Origin of the sequence: Marixanthomonas spongiae (assembly GCF_003095375.1) — a bacterium.
GTDB lineage: Bacteria > Bacteroidota > Bacteroidia > Flavobacteriales > Flavobacteriaceae > Marixanthomonas > Marixanthomonas spongiae.
Map to the genome: position 1 here is coordinate 1 of NZ_QEHR01000018.1, position 23,462 is coordinate 23,462.

A 23,462-nucleotide genomic window follows, 5' to 3' on the forward strand; every position below is an offset into this window, starting at 1 on the left:
AGCGAATACAGGATAAGGGAAATTGAAAGACTGATAAATAACAGAAGAGTGAGAAAGTTTGGCTACATTAGCCCAATAGAAAAATTAAAATCAACTTGGCCAGTTGCACTTATAACTTGAACATGGCAATTTAAAATAACTGAAGATATTATTAAGATTAAAAAAATGTCCTTCTAAAGTTAATGAGTATTTTAACAGACTTTATTAATAATGCTAAACTCAAGCAATCATACTTTGACAATAAAGACGCTAATTATTATTTTTTCTGTCAACCTATTGTTAATCATACTCTCTATTAGATCTATATCTGCTCTAGGCAATAGTCAATCTCTATGGATATGAGCGTTTGGATTTAACCTTAAATTCTTCTCACTTTAGTTTCTTGATTATTAATTAGAACTGAGTCTTTGTATTTTAATCGTGTTAACTTCTTTTGAAGGAACAAATTCCTCTCGACAGATTTAATTTGTTCTAATCCCTTCTTGGAAACTAAAATAAACCATCCTTCTCCAACTTCTCCATCTTTACGGGGTGTCATATTAATATTTCCATTTGACCAATAAATCGATTCTGCCATTAATTCACCTTCAGAGTTTTTCCATGCAAATAGTTTAGTTGGTTCAGGCTCCCACCCCAGATTTCTTGCTAAAACAGGATTTATAGCAATCCATTTCGATTTTATATTAAATTGATCAAATCTATGATCCCTGATTACAACTATAAAATGTCCTCCACCTCTCATATCATGATAGTTCCTACTCAATTGGTGAAAAACAGAGCCAAAAATGTAATTGTCTTCTTCGTGAAATTCTTCTTTAACAGCAATCTGATACATGTATTCTTCAGTAGGAGAACCCCAATCTAAATTTTTAACTTGATTGTATTCTGCTATGACTTTGAAGTTATCATCATAGGCTAATAGTGATTCGCTTAATCTTTCTGATTCATCTATTCGATCTAACCAATCAGTGCCAACACCTCCAAAATCTCTTTCTTTAATCGTCTGAATGAATTCGGGTTTGGCTACTTCATTAAAAAACTGAACAGCATAATCATGCGATATCAAAAGATTCTGAATTCTTCTGTCATCAATTTTTCCAGAATCTATTAATTCATTGGCTACATGCATTATGGCTCTTCGAGCAGCAACTACCCTAGGTCTAGGGTAAGAATATTTTAAGTTTATTTCTTCTAAATGATTTCTTAGCTTCTTTTCATACTCAACCGTCCATTCCTCTTCTCGACCAATTTCTTTCATGATTGAATAGGCTCTATAAATAAGATTAGATTTATCAATTCCAGACTCTTCTGATAAAATTTTAATCAAAAATTCAAAAGGTCTTATAAGGTCTCGGGGGTCGTTAATATCAACTTCCGGAAAATAAGGGTCAATCTCTTTTTTAAAATCTGGTTTTCCGTTTTCTGGAATATGTAAAGAGTAAACTTTAGGTAATTGAATGATTTTTGGAGTTGGAATTTCTTCCCCTATTGAGGAAAGTATGTCTATTGCATTTTTTTTTAATTGATAATCATTTGATAGAGCTAAACTGTTAATCTTTGATTTAAATGAATGAATTTTGGGAGAGTCGAATGCAGATAATTTCATTATCACATCCATACATGAGTAATTATCTAAACCACCATTAAGTAGTTGAGCCAGAACATAATCATCATCTTGATTTATATATTCTGCCAAAAGCAGTAAGGATTGTTCCTTTACTATTGAGACAGGGTTCTCTGATAGATAAACCAAGTAATCGACTAACGTTCCCATGATTGGTCGATCTAATGAAGGAAGAATAGGTAAATTCTCCACTGGTTTACTATTCGACATCAGTCTTTGTAGATAACCATATATTTCAGGCCAAAGCTCTTCTTCAACATAATGTTCCGTTAGAAGTGGAATGATGTCTTCAAGATGTTCGATATATGAACTCGGATAATTACTACTTACTATATCATGAGCGAATACTTCAAATGCCTTATTCGATGAGATTTCTGGATTGATTCGCTTTAGTGCACTAAACGCATTGATTCTTGTTCCTCCATCATAGTATTTGACCCAGCCCGATTCGCTCGATAGCTCAATACTTTTATTGGCTAAACAAGTTGCCAGTTCAGTGTTTCCTAACGTTAAGGCGGCTTCACTTAGTTTGGCATAGAAATCTGATTCTTTCCTTCCAATTCTAGCTAGTTTGGTAACTTCTTTAATTTGGCTTGAAGACAATAAAGGAGTTATTTTTTCAATAACTTTTGACCAATTAAAAAATGAATTTGCCTGATCTTCTTCTTGAATAATTTTCTTGAAATCATCAAAATTTGTAACACGCTCAAGCACTTCACTTTCATTAATCCTTTCATGATCTGTCTTTAAAACCAATGTATTAGAAGAGCTTGACGACCTATCTCTTTCATTCTTTGAAGATATATTAAACAATGAATAATAGTCTCCTGCTTTTAGTCCTTTAGGTTTATAGAAATCATCAATTTCAGAAAGTAGGTAATGTCTGGTTTCTTCGTAAGCTTTAATTTCTATTGCCGAAATTATGACTTGTGCGTACTCTATTAAAAACCCATCTTTTAAAATTTCCTGCCCCTTTTCTAGGATGGATTTGAGCAGAGAAGAATCGGCAGATTCAGCAAGAGGCAGATATAGATTAATATATAGTTGAACAATACTTTTGAACTCTTCCTCACTTTTTGTTCGTTGGATGAAATGTTTGATAAAAAGGGTAATGGTATCTATAAAATCAATCAGATCATTTTCTAGTTGCCAAATGGCCTGTTCAAGACCATCATTCAGATTATGTTCAAACGTGACTGCTAATAATTCTTCAGAAGCATTCCAATAAGCTCTTCCTTCCGTGGTTTCTTTAATATGGTTTAAATGAGATAAGAACCATTTTATTCTTTCAGAAGCTCCTGATGGATCTTTATGGTTTATTTTTCTTAACCATTCAATCCAGGTACTAAATTGATAATCTTTTCTATAACCTACTCCAATAGATTCCCTAATTGCCTGTTTGATCCATTTTTCAGCTTCCTCCAAATCGCCTAAAATGAACCACACTTTTGAGTGAGCCAAACATTCGGTTATTCGACCATCTATATCATGATCAACCAACATAGAATGCTCTAATGATCTCAACTGTATTATTGCTTTTTCAGCATCAAACCCATTATTCAAGAGGGATTTAATGATTTTACGTTGGATACTTGTACTCCAATATCTTGGAAAATCTTGAAACTCATCAAATAAATAATCTCCTAATAATTCTAGTTTTTCAGAGCCTAATTCAGATACTGCCGATATCAAAAAATCAAAATATTGCCCTTTTGCCTGTGTCAGCTTATACCAATAAATATTTCTGTGAGATATTTCTTTGTAGTAAAACCGAACTATTGGAAATACTCTTTTAATAGGATCACCAGACATTGGTGTTTGAAGAATTCCTTCCGCTAGAATTTGAGTAGTAATACATAACATTCGTTCAAACTCTACTATGACTTCTTCATCAGTACCTTTCGCAACAGAGGGAATTGCAGACGTAATAGAAACCCCGTTCCCCGATAGGTTAAGTAATTTGTTAAGTTTAATTAATGGAAGGAAGGCGTCTAACGAATCATCATATCCCAACCGATCTTTACCCACATTAGAAGGTTGTTCAACTTCCTTAATCCAGCTATATGTTTCATTTAGGTCACGGGTAACTTTATAAACTAAATCGGCAATGAATATTTTGCCAATTGGTTTTGTCTTCTCTTTAGTGAAATGAGAGGTTAATAATGACAAATATTCATTCGCTCGACTATTATCTTTTAAGTCAAGGCATTGCTCGATAGCATATCTTATAAGTTGGAAAAGAGCATTCCTTCCTCTCGAAGACGTGGGATCTATTTTTTCCGTTACTTTATTGAAATCATCCCACTTATTTTGATCAACTAAACTATAACCAAGATTCGAGAGCAATCTTAGCTGTAAATCAAATTCTTTTTCTTCAAATCTGTTTTCTCGGATGCTATCTGAGAATTGAATTTTATCAATTATTGAGAAAATACTCTCAGTCGATTCAAAAAATGGAGCTGTATAAATCCATTCTTCTAAAGAGTCCCTTATTTCTTCGTATCTATGAGAATCATCAATGATGATCCCTGAATCTGTAATGATTTCAGGATAGGCTAAATTGTATAAGGTGGCTCCTTCAGATTTGTGTCCAAATTCTATAAACAAGCGACACGCATTGAATGCATATGATTCGCTACAATGTAAGGTGTTACCAGTTCTTAGATAATCTCTAGCTAAATCAAATTTATTTAAGAATAAGAGCTCTTCTGTAAATGATGCAGGATCAATATTGAATAACCTTCTTTCGATTTCTGCAAGTGAGAACAGATATCTTACCAGAGTATTGATGTCCCTATTTTGTCTAGCTATTTCAATACCTAATTTTGCATCTTGCTTAATTTCTTCTGCTGGTCTGAAATTAAGTAGTTGTTCAGTAAAGCTATCTGGTGTAACAACTGAAACAAACCTATCAAATTGCTTTGCTTGAAATAGATGATGATTCTGTTTCCAAGATCTCTCAATCTCTGACTTTTCATAATAATCAGCCAGCTGATTATGATATTTGATATTACCTGTTGGGTCATACTCTCCTGTTAAATAATTCAAGGAGGTATGATGAAGAAGGAATTGCTTGAACGAATTATGAAAGAAGGACAAAGTTCTTTCAGTTTCATTAAACAGAAACCTAGCCTTTTCACGAAAAGACTTTAGTACACTTGGTTGAAAACCCCATTCCTGAATGAATTGAAGATTAATTGAACCATTAATTCTAGCAATTAAACCTAAGAATTGAATTTGGCTATCTTCTTTCTGAATAGGCTCCCATATTTTTCTATAATAATTGTCAATACTACCATCAATAACTTCAAAAGACTCAATTGTATCCTCAATTGAATCGGCCTTATTGATTTTTTCAACTAAGTAAGACAGATATAAAGGGTGCCCTTGTGATTTCTCAAATACTTGTAACTTTTGGGAACTGGTAAGTTGAAAGGGAGAGTCGAGATTATCAATGTATTTGTATACTTCCTCCTTTTTAAGTGAATCAATTTGAATAGTTCTATCTCCATTCTGAAATTCAGTTTTAATTTCCTGTCGAATGTCTTCAAGTTCATAGGATTGGCTGCCTAAAATAATGTAGACTCCATCAGGTAAAGTAGATGGTACAGGAAGTTCTCGTAGGAAGCTATTTGTTGTTGATTTATATTCCCTAGGAACATGATCTAGACCATCAATCAATATTATGGTCGGTCGACCATTTGTCACAAAATCTTCTCCGATAGCTCTTAATTGCTCATTGAATACATCCTTTAGAAAAAGCAAGTCTTTATATGGAAGTATGTCTCTTTTATACATTCCAGCTTCCTTTAACTGAAAAACTAAATCGAAAAAAAGATGAGTGGCATTTCCTCTTTCATAAAAGTTTAGGTGTGAGGATGGGTTAACAAAATCAAAGGCGTAGTACCTTATTATTCGTGTTTTTAGACCTTTCGACCATTGATTCAATAAAGTAGATTTGCCGGAACCTGGACCTCCCAACAAAAACAGGTATCCATTTTTGTGCTCTTTTAACTTTGAATTTAATAAGTCAATTGTTGATTGAATCGGTTGATATCTTTGTCTATCGACTATTAACTCATGGTTAAAAATTGTTTTAAATCTGTCAGACCAGCCTAATTCTTTAATAATTTCTTGTCGAGAAAATTCTACGACTCTTTCTGGACTGGCGACCTTTTCAACAATAAATCTGCTGATCTGCTGAAGGTCTTCGTCTTCCTTAGAGTATTTAATATTTCCAACACTAAACTGTTTTTGTTTATAATCAGGTTGAAAATCAAAACTGGCTACAAACTCTGCAAATTCAGAATCACTAAGTTTCGAACTCTTTTCGAACTCTGCAAGAATTGAATTCCACTTAACATCAATTGCTTGATTTGATTTTAGCTTTGTCCAAACTTCTGAAAAAAAGTCTTGAAATGAACCAATTTTAGTATCGCCTTCCTTCAAGCTATCATGGGAGGAAATAGGCTTGTTAGTGATTAAATGAGGAATTATTTTTTTTCCAGGATTTGCTGTTTTTAAACTCTTCCAACTTGAGGTTATAAGAGGTAGTAACTCTGTAAAATTTGCGAATGATATGTTCGCATCAGCAATAGTCCATTTTACTTGGTATGCTTGAATTTCTGAATGAGTGGAATATTGTATGTCATCTAGTTTTTCAGCCTTGGGGTCTGCTATTCGTATCCATTCAAGCTTTTTATTTATTAGATTCAAATAGACAAACCAAGTGAATTCATCAAATTGCGGCAAATAGCCTCCCATTGCTGCTCTTTCTCCACTTGCTGATACTATTTCTTCACTCATTTTTATTATTAATCAATGTGTTTTTGACAATAAAAATAGCTCTTTTGATTTTTTTAGTGTTTGCCTGTGTGTGGACAAAAACCAAATGTGCCGTAGAGATACAATAAGTGAAAGAAAATGTTTCTTTCATAATTTATCAAAAATCTAATAAGTTTAAAGTTTTTTCAAAATTACAAATATAATTTGGATACAAATTTCAAAGGAACGGGTATCCTCCAATAATAAAACACATCATAAATTTAATATCAATTCCATACACTTTCCATAAAATTGATTCGATGTTCCTGATTAGGTCTGTAATAATTATTAAAAACCTCAATACTTTTATGACCGGTATAACTCATTATAACCTTATCCGGCACCCCTTCATTTTTCATTATTGTGATAAATGATCTCCTAGCGGTATGGGAACTTATTCGATCCGAAAAAGTGGATTCAGTTTCAACTATATCATTTCCGTATCGCATCGTTTTTTTAATAATTTGATTATATCCCATTTTTTCAAAAAGTTCCTTTAAGTAATCATTAAACTTTTGATTTGAAATTTTCGGTAATTTATATTCATACTTCTCCAATATCTCTTTTGAATATTTATTAAGGGGAATAGATAATGATTTTGACTTATCTTTTGCATCAATAACATTTATAAAACCATCTACAACATCATTTTTTTTAACCCTAGAGTAATTGGAAAAACGCATACCGGAACAGCATCCAAAAACAAAGAGGTCACGAATTTTTATCAGCTTTTCATTATCGCCTAGATCAAATTCGTAAATTTCATCTACTTGTTTTTTAGTGAGAGCAATTTCATCTGTTTTGAAACGCTTTATATTTTTAAACTCTCTGAATTTATTGTTATAAGTGTACTTATTTGAAAACGCCCAATTCATAAATGTCTTGAATAGACCGACATTCCTACTGAGTGTATTTGCTGAATGTTCCTTTACCTCTACGCAATAGCTTATAAAAGCATTATAAAAATTTTTATCGATGGTATTGAACCGTAATTTAAATGACTTATGCTCTTGAAAATCTTTTAGCAATTTTTTATTGTATTCATACCTATTAATTGTAGTCTGAGTATTTGCTTGATCAGATTTATCCTCTCTTTTATCTTTTAGGAAAAGTTCATAAACTCTAAAGAAGTCATTTGTATTCTTACTTACTTTTTTGAATTCGATATTGAACTCCTCTTTAGCCATTTCTATGGTTAACTTTTCATTGATGGTTTTGTATCGACTAATCAGTTCAATAAAAAAATTAGAGTATCTGGACAATTGAGTATCTATAGATCTACGTAATTCTGCATCTTTTTTTCTTCCAGATAAATTGGCTGGTCTTTTATTTTTAAAATCCCAATCTTTCGGATGAATTTTTTCTCCCGTAGAATACACAAAAGTTTTTCCTTCGTCTTTAAAAGAGGCGGTAAAAAAAATAAGGGATTTAGCATCTTTATTTGGATATTTTAATCGAAATGAGAAGTTCATAAAAATAAGTAGGTGTCGAATTAGGTGTTATAAATGTTGTATTTTAATAGTATTTAAAGATATATTAAATAATACAATTATTCTAATTATCAGTAAAATTAAGTGCTATCACTAACATTACAGCTAATATCACAAAATAGGTTCAAAACCCTCTTTCTCCGCTGAAATTTATTCAATTTCCAACAAAGTCCTGTAAACACTATGCTTATGGGACTTTTTAGTTTCTACAAAATAGCAAAAAGTGTATTAAAAACCATTCTGTTGGTGACCTATTGGGTGACCTTTTTAAAACCTTTTTCAGGTCACCTATTTGTTAATAACTGTTTATAAATCAGTTGTTTAAATCAAATTAAAGACCTGATTATTTCGTAAATTAATGTATAATTTTAAAGGTCACCAGAATGAACAAAACATTTGGTTTATTATTCTACTTGAAGAAAAGTAAAGTAGATGCACAGGGCAAATGCCCTATTTACTTACGTATTACCATAGATGGTAAACGTACAGAAATCAGTACAAAGCGAACTATTGAGATTGACAAATGGAGCAGTCAAGCCAATAAAGCTATTGGAAGAACTGAAGACATAAGAGAGCTTAACGCTTATTTAGATTCCCTTACTACAAAAGTATATCAAAGTCAAAGAGACCTAATTCAAGACAATAAAGAGGTCACTACAGAAACCCTAAAGAATAAGTTTTTAGGTATTGAAGAAAAAGAGCGTACACTCATAACCATTTTTGAAAACCATAATACACAAGTAAAAAAGTTAGTTGGTAGAGAATTTTCAGCAGGTACTTTAGAGCGCTACAAAACCGTATGCAAGCATCTTAAAGAATTTATGCAGCATCAGTACAAAGTAAGTGATATTAGTATAAAGCGTATAGATCACCAATTTATAACAGACTTTGAGTTTTATTTAAAAACAGTTAGAAACTGCGGACATAACAGCACCATTAAATACATAAAGAACTTCAAAAAAATAGTGCGCATTGCTTTGGCTAATGGTTGGATAGCAAAAGACCCATTTTTAAATTACAAGGTACGTTTAAAAGAAGTTGAGCGTCAATTCCTATCAGAAGAAGAAATACAAGATATGCTCGATAAAGAATTGCATACACCAAGATTAGAGCAAGTAAGAGACATTTTCATTTTCTGTTGCTTTACTGGTTTAGCCTATAGCGACGTTAAAAAGCTATCAAAAGATAATTTGGTATTTGGTATTGATGGCGATAAATGGATTAAAACAAAACGTACCAAAACAGATACACGTAGTAATATCCCACTACTTCCAACCGCTTTAGACATCATAAAAAAATATGAGAATCACCCAGAAGCAGTAACAAAAGGTGTATTGCTTCCTGTGTTAAGCAATCAAAAGTCCAATGCTTACCTCAAAGAGATAGCCGATTTATGCAAGATAAATAAAAACCTTACTACGCATTTAGCTCGTCATACCTTTGCTACTACGGTAACCCTCTCAAATGGTGTACCTATGGAATCAGTAAGTAAAATGTTAGGTCATAAATCACTTAAAACAACCCAACACTATGCTAAAATATTAGATAGAAAAGTAAGTGATGATATGGCAATTCTAAAGCAAAAGTTCGCTAATAAAAGTAATACAGAATCATCCAAGCGATTAGCTAATTAGGAGATATAAACAATAGCATTCAAAATTGAAGATTAATTCAATACAAAACCCTTGTAAACGCCCATAAAACCAAGGGTTTTTCTGTTAAAATATAGTGCATAAATGTTAATAAGTTTGTTTTAAGTAAAGCACAAAATGTAGTAAATTAACACAATATAAATCAGGTATTTATGCCTTTTAATACGTTTTATTAGAAAATGACATTTGAAGTAATTACAAAGGATGATTTAAAGACTCTTAAACAAGAAATCATCACAGAACTGAAGACAATTTTAGGAAGCCAAACGGAGCAAAAAAAGTGGTTAAAATCAGCAGACGTAAGAGAAATGCTTAACATCTCACCTGGTACGCTGCAAAACTTACGTGTAAACGGTACATTACCCTTTACCAAAATGGGTAAAACAATGTACTATGAGTATGACGATGTAATTAAAATTTTAACCCAAAACAAGAGTGCTTAATGAAGTTACATTTTTATTTTCCAGAAAATTTAGATTTAGACAATCTAATCGATGACAACTACCCAACATTTAAGCCTTTTGTTAGAGAAAAAGCAAGATACTTATTGCATCTTATTAGTGTTAAACGACTGAATAAAAAAGATTCGGTTAGCGAAGAATACACCAAACTTTCATCAAAAATGATGCAAGATATGGTGCATAATTATAACGAATATTGGGATTACTTTATAAACGATTTAAAAATTGTTGAGCGCACCAAATCTTATCAAACAGACAAATACTGTAAAGGTTACAAGTTTATTGAAGCGTATGACACACCAATAGTGAAATCACCTTTAACGCTTCGTGATAGGTCCATTAGAAAAAAGCTGATTAATTACATCAACAGAATAAAATCTCAAAATAGGTCATACACATATCTGTCAAAATGGTTTGATGAAAAACTACAAATTGATGAGGAAATATGTGTTTGGGCAATGAATGAGATATTTAAAATCAAACAAGAGTTTCCAGAGTTAAGAGACATTAATATAATTACTGGCGAAGAAAAAAGTCCGATGAAACAAAAAGACTTTGCTCTTGGTTCTATTGGAAGATTTAAAGAAGCATTAAACCAACCTCGTAGAGATAATAATGTACTGCGTTATCATTCTGTACTAACAAATATGAATAGCATATACAGAAATGCGGTCACCTACAACGGCGAAGAATTGTATGCACTCGATTTAAAAAACAGCCAAGTATTTTTGAGCACAAAACTTTTATCTACTAATTATTTAATAAGAAGCTATGGAGATGGTGCAAAAGTCGACATCATCTTTGAAAATCCAATTGAGATGTATAAACGTTTAACAAATCAACCCTTTTTAGAGGTTGATAGTTTAAACTCTAAAGTAACTAAATATAATTTAAGTAAATCCTCTTACATTATGTTAGGACTTTTTAAAGATAGCCCTTTAAACATAAGGTTTCAGGAATACTTCCGATTGGCTATTAAGGGTAATTTCTACGAGAGTTTAAGAGAAAAGATACATCAGGAGTTAGGTGTGTATATTGAGTCAAGAGGAGACGTAAAACGCAACGTATTCAAGTTTATGTTTTCAGAAGTACGCTCTAAATCAAAGTTTGTGAAACTATTTGAGGAGTTGTTTCCAGAAGTATATAATGTGTTTTATGACATAAAAGAATATGACCACTCTATACTTCCTCGCATACTGCAACGTATAGAAAGTAATTTATTTATAGATAGAATTGCAAAGCGTGTCTCAAAAGAGCTACCAAAAGCATCTATTCACACCATACACGACAGTATAGCATCTACCAAAAAGTATATCCCAGCTATCAGAAAAATTATGGAAGAAGAATTTGTAGATGGCATTGGTGCAGTTCCTGGTATTAAAGAAGAGCATTGGTGTAAAGCCAATATCATTAAAGAAGTTAATGAACTAAAGCAAAAAGCATTTGCAGTAGCATCATAATCAATAACTTTATTATAGCCCAATTAAACCCAAAACAACCCATCGGTTAATTTGGGTTTTTTTATTGATGGTCATTATTAAAAATATATAACGTAATACGATGTATTTATACAAAGTATATGCTATATTTAACATTCAAAATAATTCCCTATGAACCGTATTAAAGAAGTCCTTGAAGAACGAGGAGTTAAGCAGGTATGGCTTGCAGAACAATTGGGCAAGAGTTTCAATACAATTAATGGTTACGCACAAAATCGTAAGCAACCGAGTTTAGAAACGCTTTATGAAATTGCGAAAATTTTAAATGTTAATCCAAAGGAATTATTGATTTCATAATTATAGTACTTAATGAACGCATCTCAAATAGAAAAGAACGTAACAGCTTTAGTTGAAAATTTCAACAAAGAAGAATTTATATTCGACTTGCTCAAAGCATACGGTATATCAAAGACATCTATAACACGTTTAAAAAAGGGGGATTTTAATTTATCTAAAGTTGAGGGTGAAGTGCTTTATAAAAGTAAAATGCTTTTTAAAGAAGTAGAATCTGGAACATTATTAAATACTATTGATGAACTAACAAAAGATGTAGATTCACTAAAACACAATCCACGCTTTGTAATAGTTACAGATTACAAAACATTATTAGCAAAAGATATAAGAACAGGGTTAGCATTAGACACACCTATTCTTGAAATCCATAAACACTTTAGCTTCTTTTTACCTTGGGCAGGTCAAGAAAAGTATTCTCAAAAAAATGAGAATTATGCCGACAGAAAAGCGTCATACAAAATGGCGAAGCTCTATGATATATTGGTGACTGAAAACCCAAACATCTATGATGATGGCGGTCATAACTTAAATATCTTTTTATCTCGTTTACTCTTTTGCTTTTTTGCAGAAGATACCGACATATTCCCTATTGAGGGTATGTTTACGGATACCTTGGCACAACACACTAAAGAAGATGGTAGCGATGTCAACACGTTTTTAGATAGACTTTTTAAGGTTCTGAATACGAAAGACAACAGTAAAGAAGCATCACATTTTAGAGAGTTTCCTTATGTAAATGGTGGTTTGTTTAGAGATACTATTGTATCGCCGCAATTTACTAGAGAAGCGCGTAAAATTATTTTAGAATGTGGTGATTTAGATTGGAGCGAAATCAACCCGGATATTTTTGGTTCTATGATACAGGCAGTAGTAAATCCTGCGTATCGTAGCGGTTTAGGGATGCATTATACCTCTGTACCAAATATTATGAAGGTGATTGAACCTTTGTTTTTAAATGAGTTATATGAAGAGTTTGAAAAGCATAAAGAAAACCCTAAAAAACTACGCCAATTAATATATAGAATTTCCAAACTTAAAATATTTGACCCTGCCTGTGGTAGCGGTAACTTTTTAATTATTGCTTATAAAGAACTACGAAAATTAGAAATTAAGATTTGGCAACAAATCAATGAGTTAGAACCGCAATATTCTTTTGTTTTCACGGAAGTAAAACTATCACAGTTTTATGGTATTGAGTTGGACGACTTTGCCCACGAAATGGCAATCTTGTCTTTGTGGTTAGCAGAACACCAAATGAATAAAATATTTATAGATGAGTTGTTTGATTTTGGTAGAGCCAAACCTATTTTACCCTTAAAAGAAGCAGGCCATATAACCCAAGGGAATGCAACACGCTTAAATTGGGAAGATACGTGTCCTAAAAATGATGATGATGAAATCTATATTTTAGGGAATCCACCTTATGCAGGTCAAAAGAAACAAGACAAAATTCAAAAAGAAGATTTGAAATTACTGTTTAAAGGCAAAACAAATTATAAAACTTTAGATTATGTTTCTTGTTGGTTTTACAAAGGCTCTAATTATTTAGAAGAGAACATTAAAATGGGTCTGGTGTCTACAAATTCTATTTGTCAGGGAAATCAAGTAGGATTATTATGGCCTTCCGTCTTAAAAACAGGTAATGTTGAAATATTTTTTGCAGTACCTAACTTTAAGTGGACAAATAATGCAAAAGGCAATGCAGGTGTTACTTGCTCTATTATTGGGCTTCAAAAGACAATTAAAAATTTTCAAAAACTAATTTATACAGATAGAAATATCATCAAAGCATCCAATATTAATGCATATTTAACTGATGGTATAGATATAATAGTTCAAAAAAGAATGACAGCATTGAGTTCATTGCCAAAAATGGTGTCGGGTAATATGGCGTTGGATGATGGTCATTTAATGTTGACTGAAAAAGAAAAAAACGATATTGTAAACCAATATCCAGATTCCGAAGTATATATTAGAGAAACCACAGGTGCAAATGAATTTATTAAAGGTTTAAAAAGGTATTGCCTTTGGATTGAGGATGATGAATTAGAAGACGCTTTAGAAATACCATTCATTAAAGATAGAGTTGAAAGCTGCAAGAAATTTCGAGAAAATGGAGGTGAAGTTGCTCGTACTTTAGTCGATAGAGCACATCAATTTAGATACAGGCATCAACCTGTAAATAGTCAAATTATTATTCCATTAACGTCTTCAGAAAGAAGAGATTATATCCCAATGGGTTTTCTAGGTGAAAAAGTAGTTATTCAACAAAGCGCACAAGTTTTATATGACCCTGAACCTTTTGTTTTTGGAGTGATAACTTCCAGAATTCATATGGTATGGATTGATGCTGTAGGTGGTAAACTAGAAACTCGTTATAGTTATTCAGTTGGGATTTGTTACAATACCTTTCCTTTTCCTGAAATCACACAAAAACAAAAAGAACAAATTACTTTACACGTTTTTGAAGTTTTAGAAGAACGAGAAAAACATTCGGGTAAAACGTTAGCACAATTGTACGACCCAGATAAAATGCCTAAAGGCTTAAAAGAAGCGCACCATCAATTAGATTTAGCCATAGAGCGTTGTTATCGTTTAAAACCTTTTGAGAGCGATACAGAGCGTTTAGAATATCTTTTTAAAGAATATGAAAAGATGATTAATAAAAATACCTTGCTAGAAAAACCAAAAAAGACACGTAAAAAGAAAGCTTAACAAATGCCAGATATAGTACACGTAACATACCAACAAACAGGAAAAAGCAAAAGCACCAACGAATTGGGTATGCGAGAAATGCAACAAAAAGCATTTGAAGCGCGTACTGCTCAATATTTACTCATTAAAGCACCACCAGCTTCAGGAAAATCTCGTGCCTTAATGTTTATTGGTTTAGATAAATTAATCAACCAAGGGATTAAAAAAGTCATTGTCGCAGTACCTGAAAGGTCCATAGGTAGCTCATTTGCCAAAACAGAGTTAAAAAAACACGGTTTTTTTGCAGATTGGATTCCTAATCCTAAATACAATCTATGTACACCAGGAGGCGAACAAAGTAAGGTGAAAGCGTTTTTAGAGTTTTTAAAAACAGATGAGCAAATTTTAATCTGTACACACGCTACCTTACGTTTTGCTTTTGAAGCTATAGATGAAAAGCAATTAAATGATTGTTTGTTGGCTATTGATGAATTTCACCACGTATCTGTAGATGGCGATAATAAATTAGGCTTGGTGTTAAGTAGTGTAATGTCTAAATCTAATGCACACGTAGTCGCAATGACAGGTTCTTTTTTTAGAGGAGATTCTGTACCTATTTTATTGCCAGAGGATGAAGCTAAATTTATAAAAGTAAAATACGATTACTACCAACAGTTAAATGGCTACAACTATCTAAAGTCGTTAGGAATTGGGTATCACTTTTATCAAGGCAGATATACATCTGCTATCAATGAAATATTGGATGAAAACAAAAAAACGATTGTTCATATTCCAAGTGTTAATTCTGGAGAATCTACAAAAGATAAATACGAAGAAGTTAATAGAATTATTGATAGTTTAGGAGAACTGGAATATCAAGACCCAGAAACAGGCGTATTGTATGTTAAGAGCAAGAAAACAGGCAATCGTTTAAAAATAGCCGATTTAGTTCACGATAACCAGAAGGATAGGGATAAAATACAAGAATATTTGCGCAATATTAATAGTGTTGATGATATAGATATTATCATAGCATTGGGTATGGCAAAAGAAGGTTTTGATTGGCCTTATTGCGAACACGCTTTAACTGTAGGTTATAGAGGGTCGTTAACTGAAATTATTCAAATTATAGGTAGAGCAACAAGAGATAGTGAAAACAAAACGCACGCACAATTTACCAATTTAATAGCGCAACCAGACGCAGAAGATGATTTGGTGAAACTATCGGTAAATAATATGTTGAAGGCTATTACTGCTTCCTTATTAATGGAACAAGTTTTAGCACCAAATTGGAAGTTTAAACCAAAATTCCCAGAAGAAGATGAGGAAGACACAGACGAAGACGATGATACAATAAAAATTAGAGGCTTCAAGCTTCCAAGTTCACAAAGAGCTAAAGATATTATTGAAAGTGATTTGAATGACCTAAAGGCTAAAATTATGCAAGATGACCAAATGCTAAAAGCAATGCCTGGTAATGTGGACCCAGAGGTTATCAACAAAGTTCTAATTCCTAAAATTATAAAAGAGACTTATCCAGATTTATCAGATGATGAGGTTGAGGCAGTACGCCAACACGTGGTGGTAGATTCAGTCATTAAAAATGGAACTATTGAAGAACAAGGCGATAAACGCTTCATTCGTATGGCAGATAGTTTTGTTAATATTGATGATATTAATATTGATTTAATAGATACAATCAACCCTTTCCAAAAAGCATTTGAGATATTATCTAAATCGGTAACTGCATCAGTATTTAAAGCCATTCAAGAAACTATTGATGCTACAAGAATAACAATGACCGAAGAAGAGGCTATTATTTTATGGCCTAAAATAAAGAATTGGATAGCTAAAACAGGAGAGCAACCCAGCATTCAATCTTTCGACCCTCAAGAAAGACGTTTAGCAGAAGCTATTATATTTTTAAAAGAGGCAAAACGTAAAGCAGCAGCTAATGAGTAAGAAAAAAACATTAGACGATATTTTTAATGATGATGAGTTTGGAATTTTAGATTCCAAACCCAAAATCTCTAATGTGAAAACTGAAGATGAACGCTTAATTGAATCGTTCCAAGAAATTAATGCTTTTTACGAAAAACATCGCAGAGAACCAGAAGCCACCAATGTTACCGAGTTCAAATTACTTTCAAGATTAAAGGCATTAAGAAATGACGCAAATAAGACAGCCATTTTAAAGCCTTATGACAACCACAATTTACTTAACACTAAAGAAGAAGTAAAGTCAGTTGCAGATATTCTAAAGGATGATGATTTAGGAATATTAGATACAGAAGAAACCTTATCAATTTTTAAATTAAAGAATGTACCAAGTTCAACAGAAAGAGGTGAAACAGATTTTGTAGCTCAAAGAAAAGCAATGAAGGATAAGGACTTTTTACCTTATGAAGCAATGTTTAAAGAAATACATCGCAAATTAAGAGAGCGTAAAATTTCATTAAAAAGGTTTAGAAACGCTGAAAAGAATTTAAAAAAAGGCAATTATTATGTTTTAGATGGTGTACTTCTATATCTTGAAGAAACTAATATAGCAACAGACAATGTCACTCTACCATCTGGTGATAGATTGCGTAAAGATGGGCGTACTCGTATCATTTTTGAAAATGGTACAGTTAGTAATATGTTATTTAGGTCTCTTGGAAAACAATTACTTAATAACGGTCATTTAGTTACAAAAACTGAAACTGAAACATCAAAAGAGTTATTTGATAACGTAAATTCTGTTAATGAAGAGGATTTAGATACAGGTTGGATATACATATTAAAGTCGAAGTCAACTAATCAGAAAATCACATCTATAAATAATTTGTATAAGATAGGTTACTCTACCGTTCCTGTTCCAGAACGTATTAAAAATGCGTCAAAAGAAGCTACCTATTTGTTGGCAGATGTTGATATAATAGCATCTTATAAAACATATAATTTAGAAGCCCAAAAGTTTGAACACTTAATACATCGCTTTTTTGCAGAAGTATGCTTAAACATAGATATAAATGATGATAAAGGCAGGAGAATAACACCCAGAGAATGGTTTGTTGTTCCTTTACCAATAATAGATAAAGTGATTCATCTTATATTATCTGGTGATATAGTTAATTATAAATATGATAGTACTAATGAAGTATTATTAACAAAGTAAATGATTAATAAAATTAAAAAATACAAAGTATTAATAACTATTATATCTATAGTTACAGCTGTTATTCTAATAGTACTAACTATTGATGCTATATATGAAATAGATAATTGGAAGTGGTTTAATATTGATTTTGACAAAAGAGACCACATAGTCTCTGCGTACGGAGCATTAATTGGTGGTGTATTAGCTTTCTTATCTATAATGTTTGTTATATATCAAGTATTAGAGCAAAGAGAACAAATTCTTCAAGAAAAAGAAGATGCAGTTAATGAGAAAATTGAAGAACAAAGAGATTTATTAAAACTTTTAAGTAGTTTTTTAGGCTCAATAATTAACGACATAAAACAACAAGGCAAGGACCTTACAACTTTTTATAAGAGTGAATTAGAGTACCCAGCATTATCAAATCAAACTTATTTTACAGTAAACGAAAATTTTAATAGAATAATAGAAATGGACTATATGTCCGTTTATAAGTCGTTTAGACACTTCTTTAAAAAAGAAAAAGACTGGGAAAAGAAATTTCTTAATTTTTATAGGAATATTGATTTCTATTTAAAAATCACACCTCACATAAGAGAAAAATATTCTTCCCAATTAGATGAAAAAGTAAAGCGCAAATATTCCATACAATCTGATATACAAGCATTTTTAACCGACCTTCATAACATTAGGAATAAATATCTTAAGTTATATCCTATACCACCATTTAACCCATTTAACTCACCATATTTTTCCGTATTAACGGAGTTTTGGATAGATTACTTGAATTATATAAATTTTTTAAAAAATAGTGCTAATAAATCTAAAATTGATTCAGACTTATTGGATTTAAAAGTCACTTATTACGAGCCGTTATTTAATGAGTTATTGTTCCTTCAAAAAAAACGTGTTCCAACTGAATTTGATGAGATAGAGAAATTAACTGAAGATTTAGGTAAAATAATTATTAAAATTGACGAGCTTAAATTTTTTGCTAAAAATTACGCTAATGATGTAAAGAAATATTGTGATTCATACTATGTAGAAGATAATATTAATCTAAAGAGTTTAATAGAATTGAAAGAGTTAATTGATATAACATTAAAAAAAAAAAAAATGAGTAAAAAGAAAACCAAAATAAAACTTGCAAGAGCTTATGAGTTAAGAGATTTTGAAATATCTCATTATTGGAAAAGAGCACAATACTTTTGGGGTTTTCTTGCTGTTATTTATGCAGGCTTTTTTGCTACAGTTTTAGGTTTTGAAAAAGATGGTAATTTCAATATCAATTATATTTTAATTGTATGTTCCGTTGGTTGTATTTTTTCATTTGCTTGGTATCTTGTTAACAGAGGCAGTAAAATGTGGCAAGAACATTGGGAGGTTATTATTAATTTATATGAGAAAGAGTTAGATAGAGAATTATATAGTATTAAGCCTAAAGTTAAAAGTCATTTTTTTAATGCTGGTAAATTTTCGGTTTCAAGAGTTAATATAGTGGTTAGCTTTTTAGTATTTGTTTCTTGGATTGGTTTATGGGTTTATACTATCATTGAGTACAAATTACCGTTAAAATCATATATTCTTACAGCAATTATAACATTAATAGGTTTATTTTTAGTTTACTTCTTTGGTAAAGGTAAAAATGATAAAAAATAGCTGTTGGTATGCGACAGGATTTGAAGTATTATTCTAATACAGCTCATATTATTCTTAATTCTGAAACACAGTACCTATCAAATAAAACAATCATTTCAACATTGTTTAAGAGTCAAACAACTAATGATTTTGAAAATGTTGTAAAGAATAGAATTACAATTATAGATAGTTATTACTCAACTCAAATGAGTAAACGTTTATATGGTATTGATGAATTAGCTAAAGCTATTTCAGTTTGTTCTGATGATGCTTTAAAAAACCAGACAGCAAAATTCCTTGATAGCCCAAGTGAGGATAATATAATAAGCTCGTTATTTTTGAAAGAATATGGTATAGACAAATCGGGTAAACCTTTTGGTAAAGCTATCTCGTTAATATCTAAATACATCTATTTTTTAAATGATGGTAATTTTCCAATTTATGATAGTTTGGCAATAGATTCATACAAACTACTTAAAAAGAATGGTCTTATAGGAACTAAAACAGCAATAAACGAGGATAATTATTTCGATTATATCAAGCGTCTTAATTCGGTAACTAATATCAACGATTATGAAAAGTTAGATAATCTACTTTGGTTAATAGGTAAATTATCAAAAGGTAGTTTTTCAATCTTAATGAATAAAAGTAAGTATGGAAATTTAATCAAAGATTTAAGTGTAAAATTAAAGTCGGTTAAGAGTAAACAAAAGGATAATCTAATTCATCAACACATCAAAGAAATATATCAAACTTCAGATTTATTTACTGATAATCAAAAGACCTGGGTCTGTAAATTAAACTCTGTCTGATGTTCCAATTCCTCTGGGGCTAGCCCCAGAGGAATTGGTGTTTAAAATCAGCGGTATCCTATCTCCAAATTTAATATAAAGTTGTTGAACGGTCAAGCTCCAATTATGCAATGGGCTTGTCCACTTTTTTTCGATGTTCTTGGTGGCTAGATAAACCAGCTTCAATAGTGCCATATCGTTGGTAAAAGCCCCTTTGGTTTTGGTTACTTTTCTCACTTGCCTATGGAAGCCCTCTACAGCGTTGGTGGTGTAAATGATCTTCCTAATAGGGTCTGTGTACTGGAAGTATTGTGAGAGTTCTTCCCAATTGCGTTGCCAACTCTCGATTACCACCGGGTATTTATCACCCCATTTTTCTTCCAGGGACAATAATTTATCTTCAGCAACTTCCTTGTTGGTCGCACGGTAAACTAATTTCAGGTCGCGCATGAACTCCTTTTGGTCCTTGGATGCGATATATTTCAGCGAGTTGCGGATCTGGTGGACTATGCACAGTTGCACCTGGGCTTTTGGAAAAATGCTCAAAATGGCTTTTGTGAAGCCTTTGAGGTTATCTGTACAGGCAATCAGGATATCTTCAAGGCCACGCTGGTTGAGATCGGTCAGCACCTGTAGCCAAAAATTGGCACCCTCGCTCTCAGAAATGTACATTCCCAAAACTTCCTTGTAGCCTTCCTTGTTGATCCCTAAAATATTGTAAAGTGCCTTGTGCGTTATCTTACCGTCCACCTTTACCTTGTAGTGCATCGCATCGAGCCACACAATACAGTACATAGCTTCCAGGGGGCGGTTCTGCCAAGCTTTAACATCAGGAATGATCCTATCCGTGATCTGGCTCAAAACCGTATGGGAGATATCCGTACCGTACATTTCCTTGATATGAGCGGAGATGTCCCGATAACTCATTCCAAGCCCATAGAGACCTATTATTTTGTCCGAGAGGTTATCCGCTAGAATCGTCTGGCGTTTCTTTACAAGCTCTGGTTCAAAACTGCTTTGGCGGTCCTGAGGGGTATCGATTTCAAAAGTGCCGAAACCGCTCTTGACCCTTTTCTTGCCCTTGCCGTTACGCTTGTTGCCCTTGGAACGCTGGGACTCGTCCAGATGACCGTCCATTTCCGCCTCCAGGGCTTTCTCAATGAAATTCTTCAGCATAGGTGCAAAAGCACCATCCTTGCCGAAAAGACTCTTACCTGACATAAATTGGTCAAGTGCCTTTTTCTCTAATTCTTTTTGTTCTTCGTTTGTCATGATTCTGTCTGAATAAAATTAATGATTAAATTTAGTTCAGACAGAGTTTAATTTACACCCTCAAAGACCTTTTTTGGATTTGTTTTTAGTCTAAAGTAACAAGTCCCCACAACCCAAAACCCAGTTTTTTGCGAAAAAGCAAAAACCCTCTGTCTTTTGTGTTGTTCCGCGCACCATACAAGTTTAGCGTTTTTTTTTCTTATAGGTAATAGCATATTACAGCTTTGGTTTTTCATAAAATCAAACCAAACTGCAATAAGCTATAAAGTATTATTTTATCATAAAAACCCTAAACTCACCCAAGCTATGTTTACATAATGCGTAGTTATAACAACTGAAGCGTTATAACGGTCATTATGTAAAATATCCGCTTTTGCCCACGCTCAAAACAGAACTAAACAAGAAACATCCGTAAGTTATTTAAACCTTAAAGGGTTTTTAATTAGATAATCAGATGCCATACGTTCAATATCATCATTGGTATATTGTTTATGCTTTACTATCCAATCATTTATTTCAGCTTTTTGAAAATATAGACGTTTACCACGTTTAGAATGAGGTATCTCTTTTGTGCTTGTTAATTTATAAATTGCAGATGGTGTAATACTTAAATAATTAGCAACTTCCTTAACATTCATTATTTCAGGTATAATAACACCTTTAGCTTTAGCGTCTTTAGTGGCATAGATATTTTGCAATAACTTTTCAATTCTATCTAATCTCTCGCTAATAATTTCAAAAGGATTTTCCATAATTTAGTTTTATTATTACTTAATCTTATTATTACAAATTATATGTACGAATTATTCAATCTATTTCACAATAAAGTTTTACAACGTATTAACCGGTATCAAAAATTATATTATTTTGGAGAAGATAGTATTCGTTATGATTTTTATCAGTCTGCGTTAATTTGTTATAATTTAAATACTACTGATTTAATTTTAGAACAGAATATTCCAAATACACAGTTTGAAGGCAATCCCAATGAAAGACCTGAATATGATTTACGTATAGACCCTAATGAGTATTTGAAGAATGGCATTTTAGGAGAATTTGCCTTTTTTAGACTAACAGAGAACAATCGAAATCTACCTCGTCCTAAATTGCACGGTAAATTATTGAATGACATATTTAGGTTGTCTTTATTAAAGCATTACAATAACGCAGAGAACAATCCTATTTATGCCAATTTTAATGATTACAAATGTTTTATGATTTGTGTAACAGACGATGAAATGATAAATTATGGTCAAGGTAACAATGTTATTCAAATACAGGAAGAATATGATTTAAATAATGATTTTATAAATCAATTATCTACCACTTGTAGTAGTCAAATACAAACTCGTTTTCTAAACAAAGCAAACAATTTAAATATTATTCCAACTGCAAGAAAGGTATTTGAACAAATAGAACCTGAAAATGCAAATACACCATTATGGTGTACTTGGATTTGGGAAGTAGACTACAGATAAATAAAAAAAGGTAGCAAATATAGGTAGCTACCTTACGCCAACGCTCAATGCTATAAAGGTCAAGCCCTCTGGGTTTTGAATAAAACTTTTTAATCAAAATTGGTAAACACACAACAAGGTTTTAGTATAAAAAACTTTTATCCAAAAACCTTGACAGCATCACCCACGCTACCAAAACATCAGCTTTCTTTTTTTGTTTTCTTTTAAAAATTAATAGTAAAAGAAAAAGCCCTATGATGCAAAACCATAGGACTCTTTCAGCTTCAAAGGTCAGAATGAAACTTATGCCACTTCTACGATGTTTAAAACGTTATATGCGCCATTTTTAAGCGGATATTGAACACCGTTAATCTCTTGAAAGAACTCAACCAAAAGCAGGTAAATATCGTTTCCTGTACCTGTTGGCACACCTGCTGGAATTAATGTTTGCGATGCAGAGGTCGAATCAATCGGAATATTTACAGTCGGACTGTATTCAAGGGACTATCTCATAAAGTGTGTAAGTTAAAAAAATAGCGGGGGCCGGCCCCCGCTATTTTTTTGTTTAATTTTAAATATTTACACATTATGAAGAAAGACGATTTAATTTCAGATGATTTTCTGAAG

14 protein-coding genes and 1 pseudogene are annotated in these 23,462 nt (G+C 32.1%); 11 read left to right on the forward strand and 4 right to left on the reverse strand.

Features of this window, described 5'->3' with window-relative positions; genetic code table 11:
* Positions 1 to 120, forward strand: a pseudogene (locus tag DDV96_RS16255) (IS30 family transposase); the annotation flags it as partial.
* Positions 121 to 358: 238 nt separating this feature from the next.
* Here DDV96_RS16255 and DDV96_RS15400 read toward each other — a convergent pair.
* Complete coding sequence (locus DDV96_RS15400; protein WP_116695677.1) at positions 359 to 6,430, reverse strand: NACHT domain-containing protein; 6,072 nt, start codon at positions 6,428 to 6,430, stop codon at positions 359 to 361.
* Between the two features lie 245 nt (positions 6,431 to 6,675).
* Complete coding sequence (locus tag DDV96_RS15405; protein WP_116695678.1) at positions 6,676 to 7,920, reverse strand: tyrosine-type recombinase/integrase; 1,245 nt, start codon at positions 7,918 to 7,920, stop codon at positions 6,676 to 6,678.
* Between the two features lie 401 nt (positions 7,921 to 8,321).
* On the opposite strand from DDV96_RS15405, the gene DDV96_RS15410 reads away from it, so the two are divergent.
* The 9 genes from DDV96_RS15410 (at position 8,322) to DDV96_RS15450 (ending at position 20,127) form a co-directional block, all read left to right on the forward strand.
* Positions 8,322 to 9,572 (forward strand): site-specific integrase, encoded by a 1,251-nt coding sequence (locus DDV96_RS15410; protein WP_116695679.1) that lies wholly within the window; start codon positions 8,322 to 8,324, stop codon positions 9,570 to 9,572.
* A gap of 197 nt (positions 9,573 to 9,769) precedes the next feature.
* On the forward strand, positions 9,770 to 10,033 hold the full coding sequence (locus DDV96_RS15415; RefSeq protein WP_042241164.1) for a helix-turn-helix domain-containing protein: 264 nt from the start codon (positions 9,770 to 9,772) through the stop codon (positions 10,031 to 10,033).
* Positions 10,033 to 11,511, forward strand: a complete 1,479-nt coding sequence (locus DDV96_RS15420) for a hypothetical protein (RefSeq protein ID WP_116695680.1) — start codon at positions 10,033 to 10,035, stop codon at positions 11,509 to 11,511. The genes DDV96_RS15415 and DDV96_RS15420 overlap by 1 nt, the downstream gene beginning before the upstream one ends.
* Positions 11,512 to 11,661: 150 nt before the next feature.
* Complete coding sequence (locus DDV96_RS15425; RefSeq protein WP_116695681.1) at positions 11,662 to 11,847, forward strand: helix-turn-helix domain-containing protein; 186 nt, start codon at positions 11,662 to 11,664, stop codon at positions 11,845 to 11,847.
* 12 nt (positions 11,848 to 11,859) lie between these two features.
* Positions 11,860 to 14,559, forward strand: a complete 2,700-nt coding sequence (locus DDV96_RS15430; protein ID WP_116695682.1) for a class I SAM-dependent DNA methyltransferase — start codon at positions 11,860 to 11,862, stop codon at positions 14,557 to 14,559.
* 3 nt (positions 14,560 to 14,562) lie between these two features.
* Entirely contained in the window at positions 14,563 to 16,500 is a 1,938-nt protein-coding gene (locus DDV96_RS15435) for a DEAD/DEAH box helicase (protein WP_116695683.1), read from the forward strand.
* Positions 16,493 to 17,695 (forward strand): GIY-YIG nuclease family protein, encoded by a 1,203-nt coding sequence (locus tag DDV96_RS15440; RefSeq protein ID WP_116695684.1) that lies wholly within the window; start codon positions 16,493 to 16,495, stop codon positions 17,693 to 17,695. Before DDV96_RS15435 ends, DDV96_RS15440 begins: the two co-directional genes overlap by 8 nt.
* Positions 17,696 to 19,336, forward strand: a complete 1,641-nt coding sequence (locus DDV96_RS15445) for a RipA family octameric membrane protein (protein WP_116695685.1) — start codon at positions 17,696 to 17,698, stop codon at positions 19,334 to 19,336.
* An 8-nt stretch (positions 19,337 to 19,344) separates the two neighbouring features.
* Positions 19,345 to 20,127: a hypothetical protein gene (locus DDV96_RS15450; protein ID WP_116695686.1), complete on the forward strand. Its 783-nt coding sequence runs from the start codon at positions 19,345 to 19,347 to the stop codon at positions 20,125 to 20,127.
* Here the strand turns inward: DDV96_RS15450 and DDV96_RS15455 are convergent.
* Together DDV96_RS15455 and DDV96_RS15460 are read right to left on the reverse strand one after the other, a co-directional pair.
* Positions 20,113 to 21,378 (reverse strand): IS256 family transposase, encoded by a 1,266-nt coding sequence (locus DDV96_RS15455; RefSeq protein ID WP_116695687.1) that lies wholly within the window; start codon positions 21,376 to 21,378, stop codon positions 20,113 to 20,115. The two genes, DDV96_RS15450 and DDV96_RS15455, sit on opposite strands and share 15 nt — an antisense overlap.
* A gap of 416 nt (positions 21,379 to 21,794) precedes the next feature.
* Entirely contained in the window at positions 21,795 to 22,130 is a 336-nt protein-coding gene (locus DDV96_RS15460) for a helix-turn-helix domain-containing protein (RefSeq protein ID WP_116695688.1), read from the reverse strand.
* Between the two features lie 42 nt (positions 22,131 to 22,172).
* On the opposite strand from DDV96_RS15460, the gene DDV96_RS15465 reads away from it, so the two are divergent.
* The gene (locus DDV96_RS15465) at positions 22,173 to 22,856 is read left to right on the forward strand and encodes a hypothetical protein (protein WP_116695689.1); all 684 of its coding nucleotides are present in this window, start codon (positions 22,173 to 22,175) and stop codon (positions 22,854 to 22,856) included.
* Positions 22,857 to 23,462 lie beyond the last annotated feature (606 nt).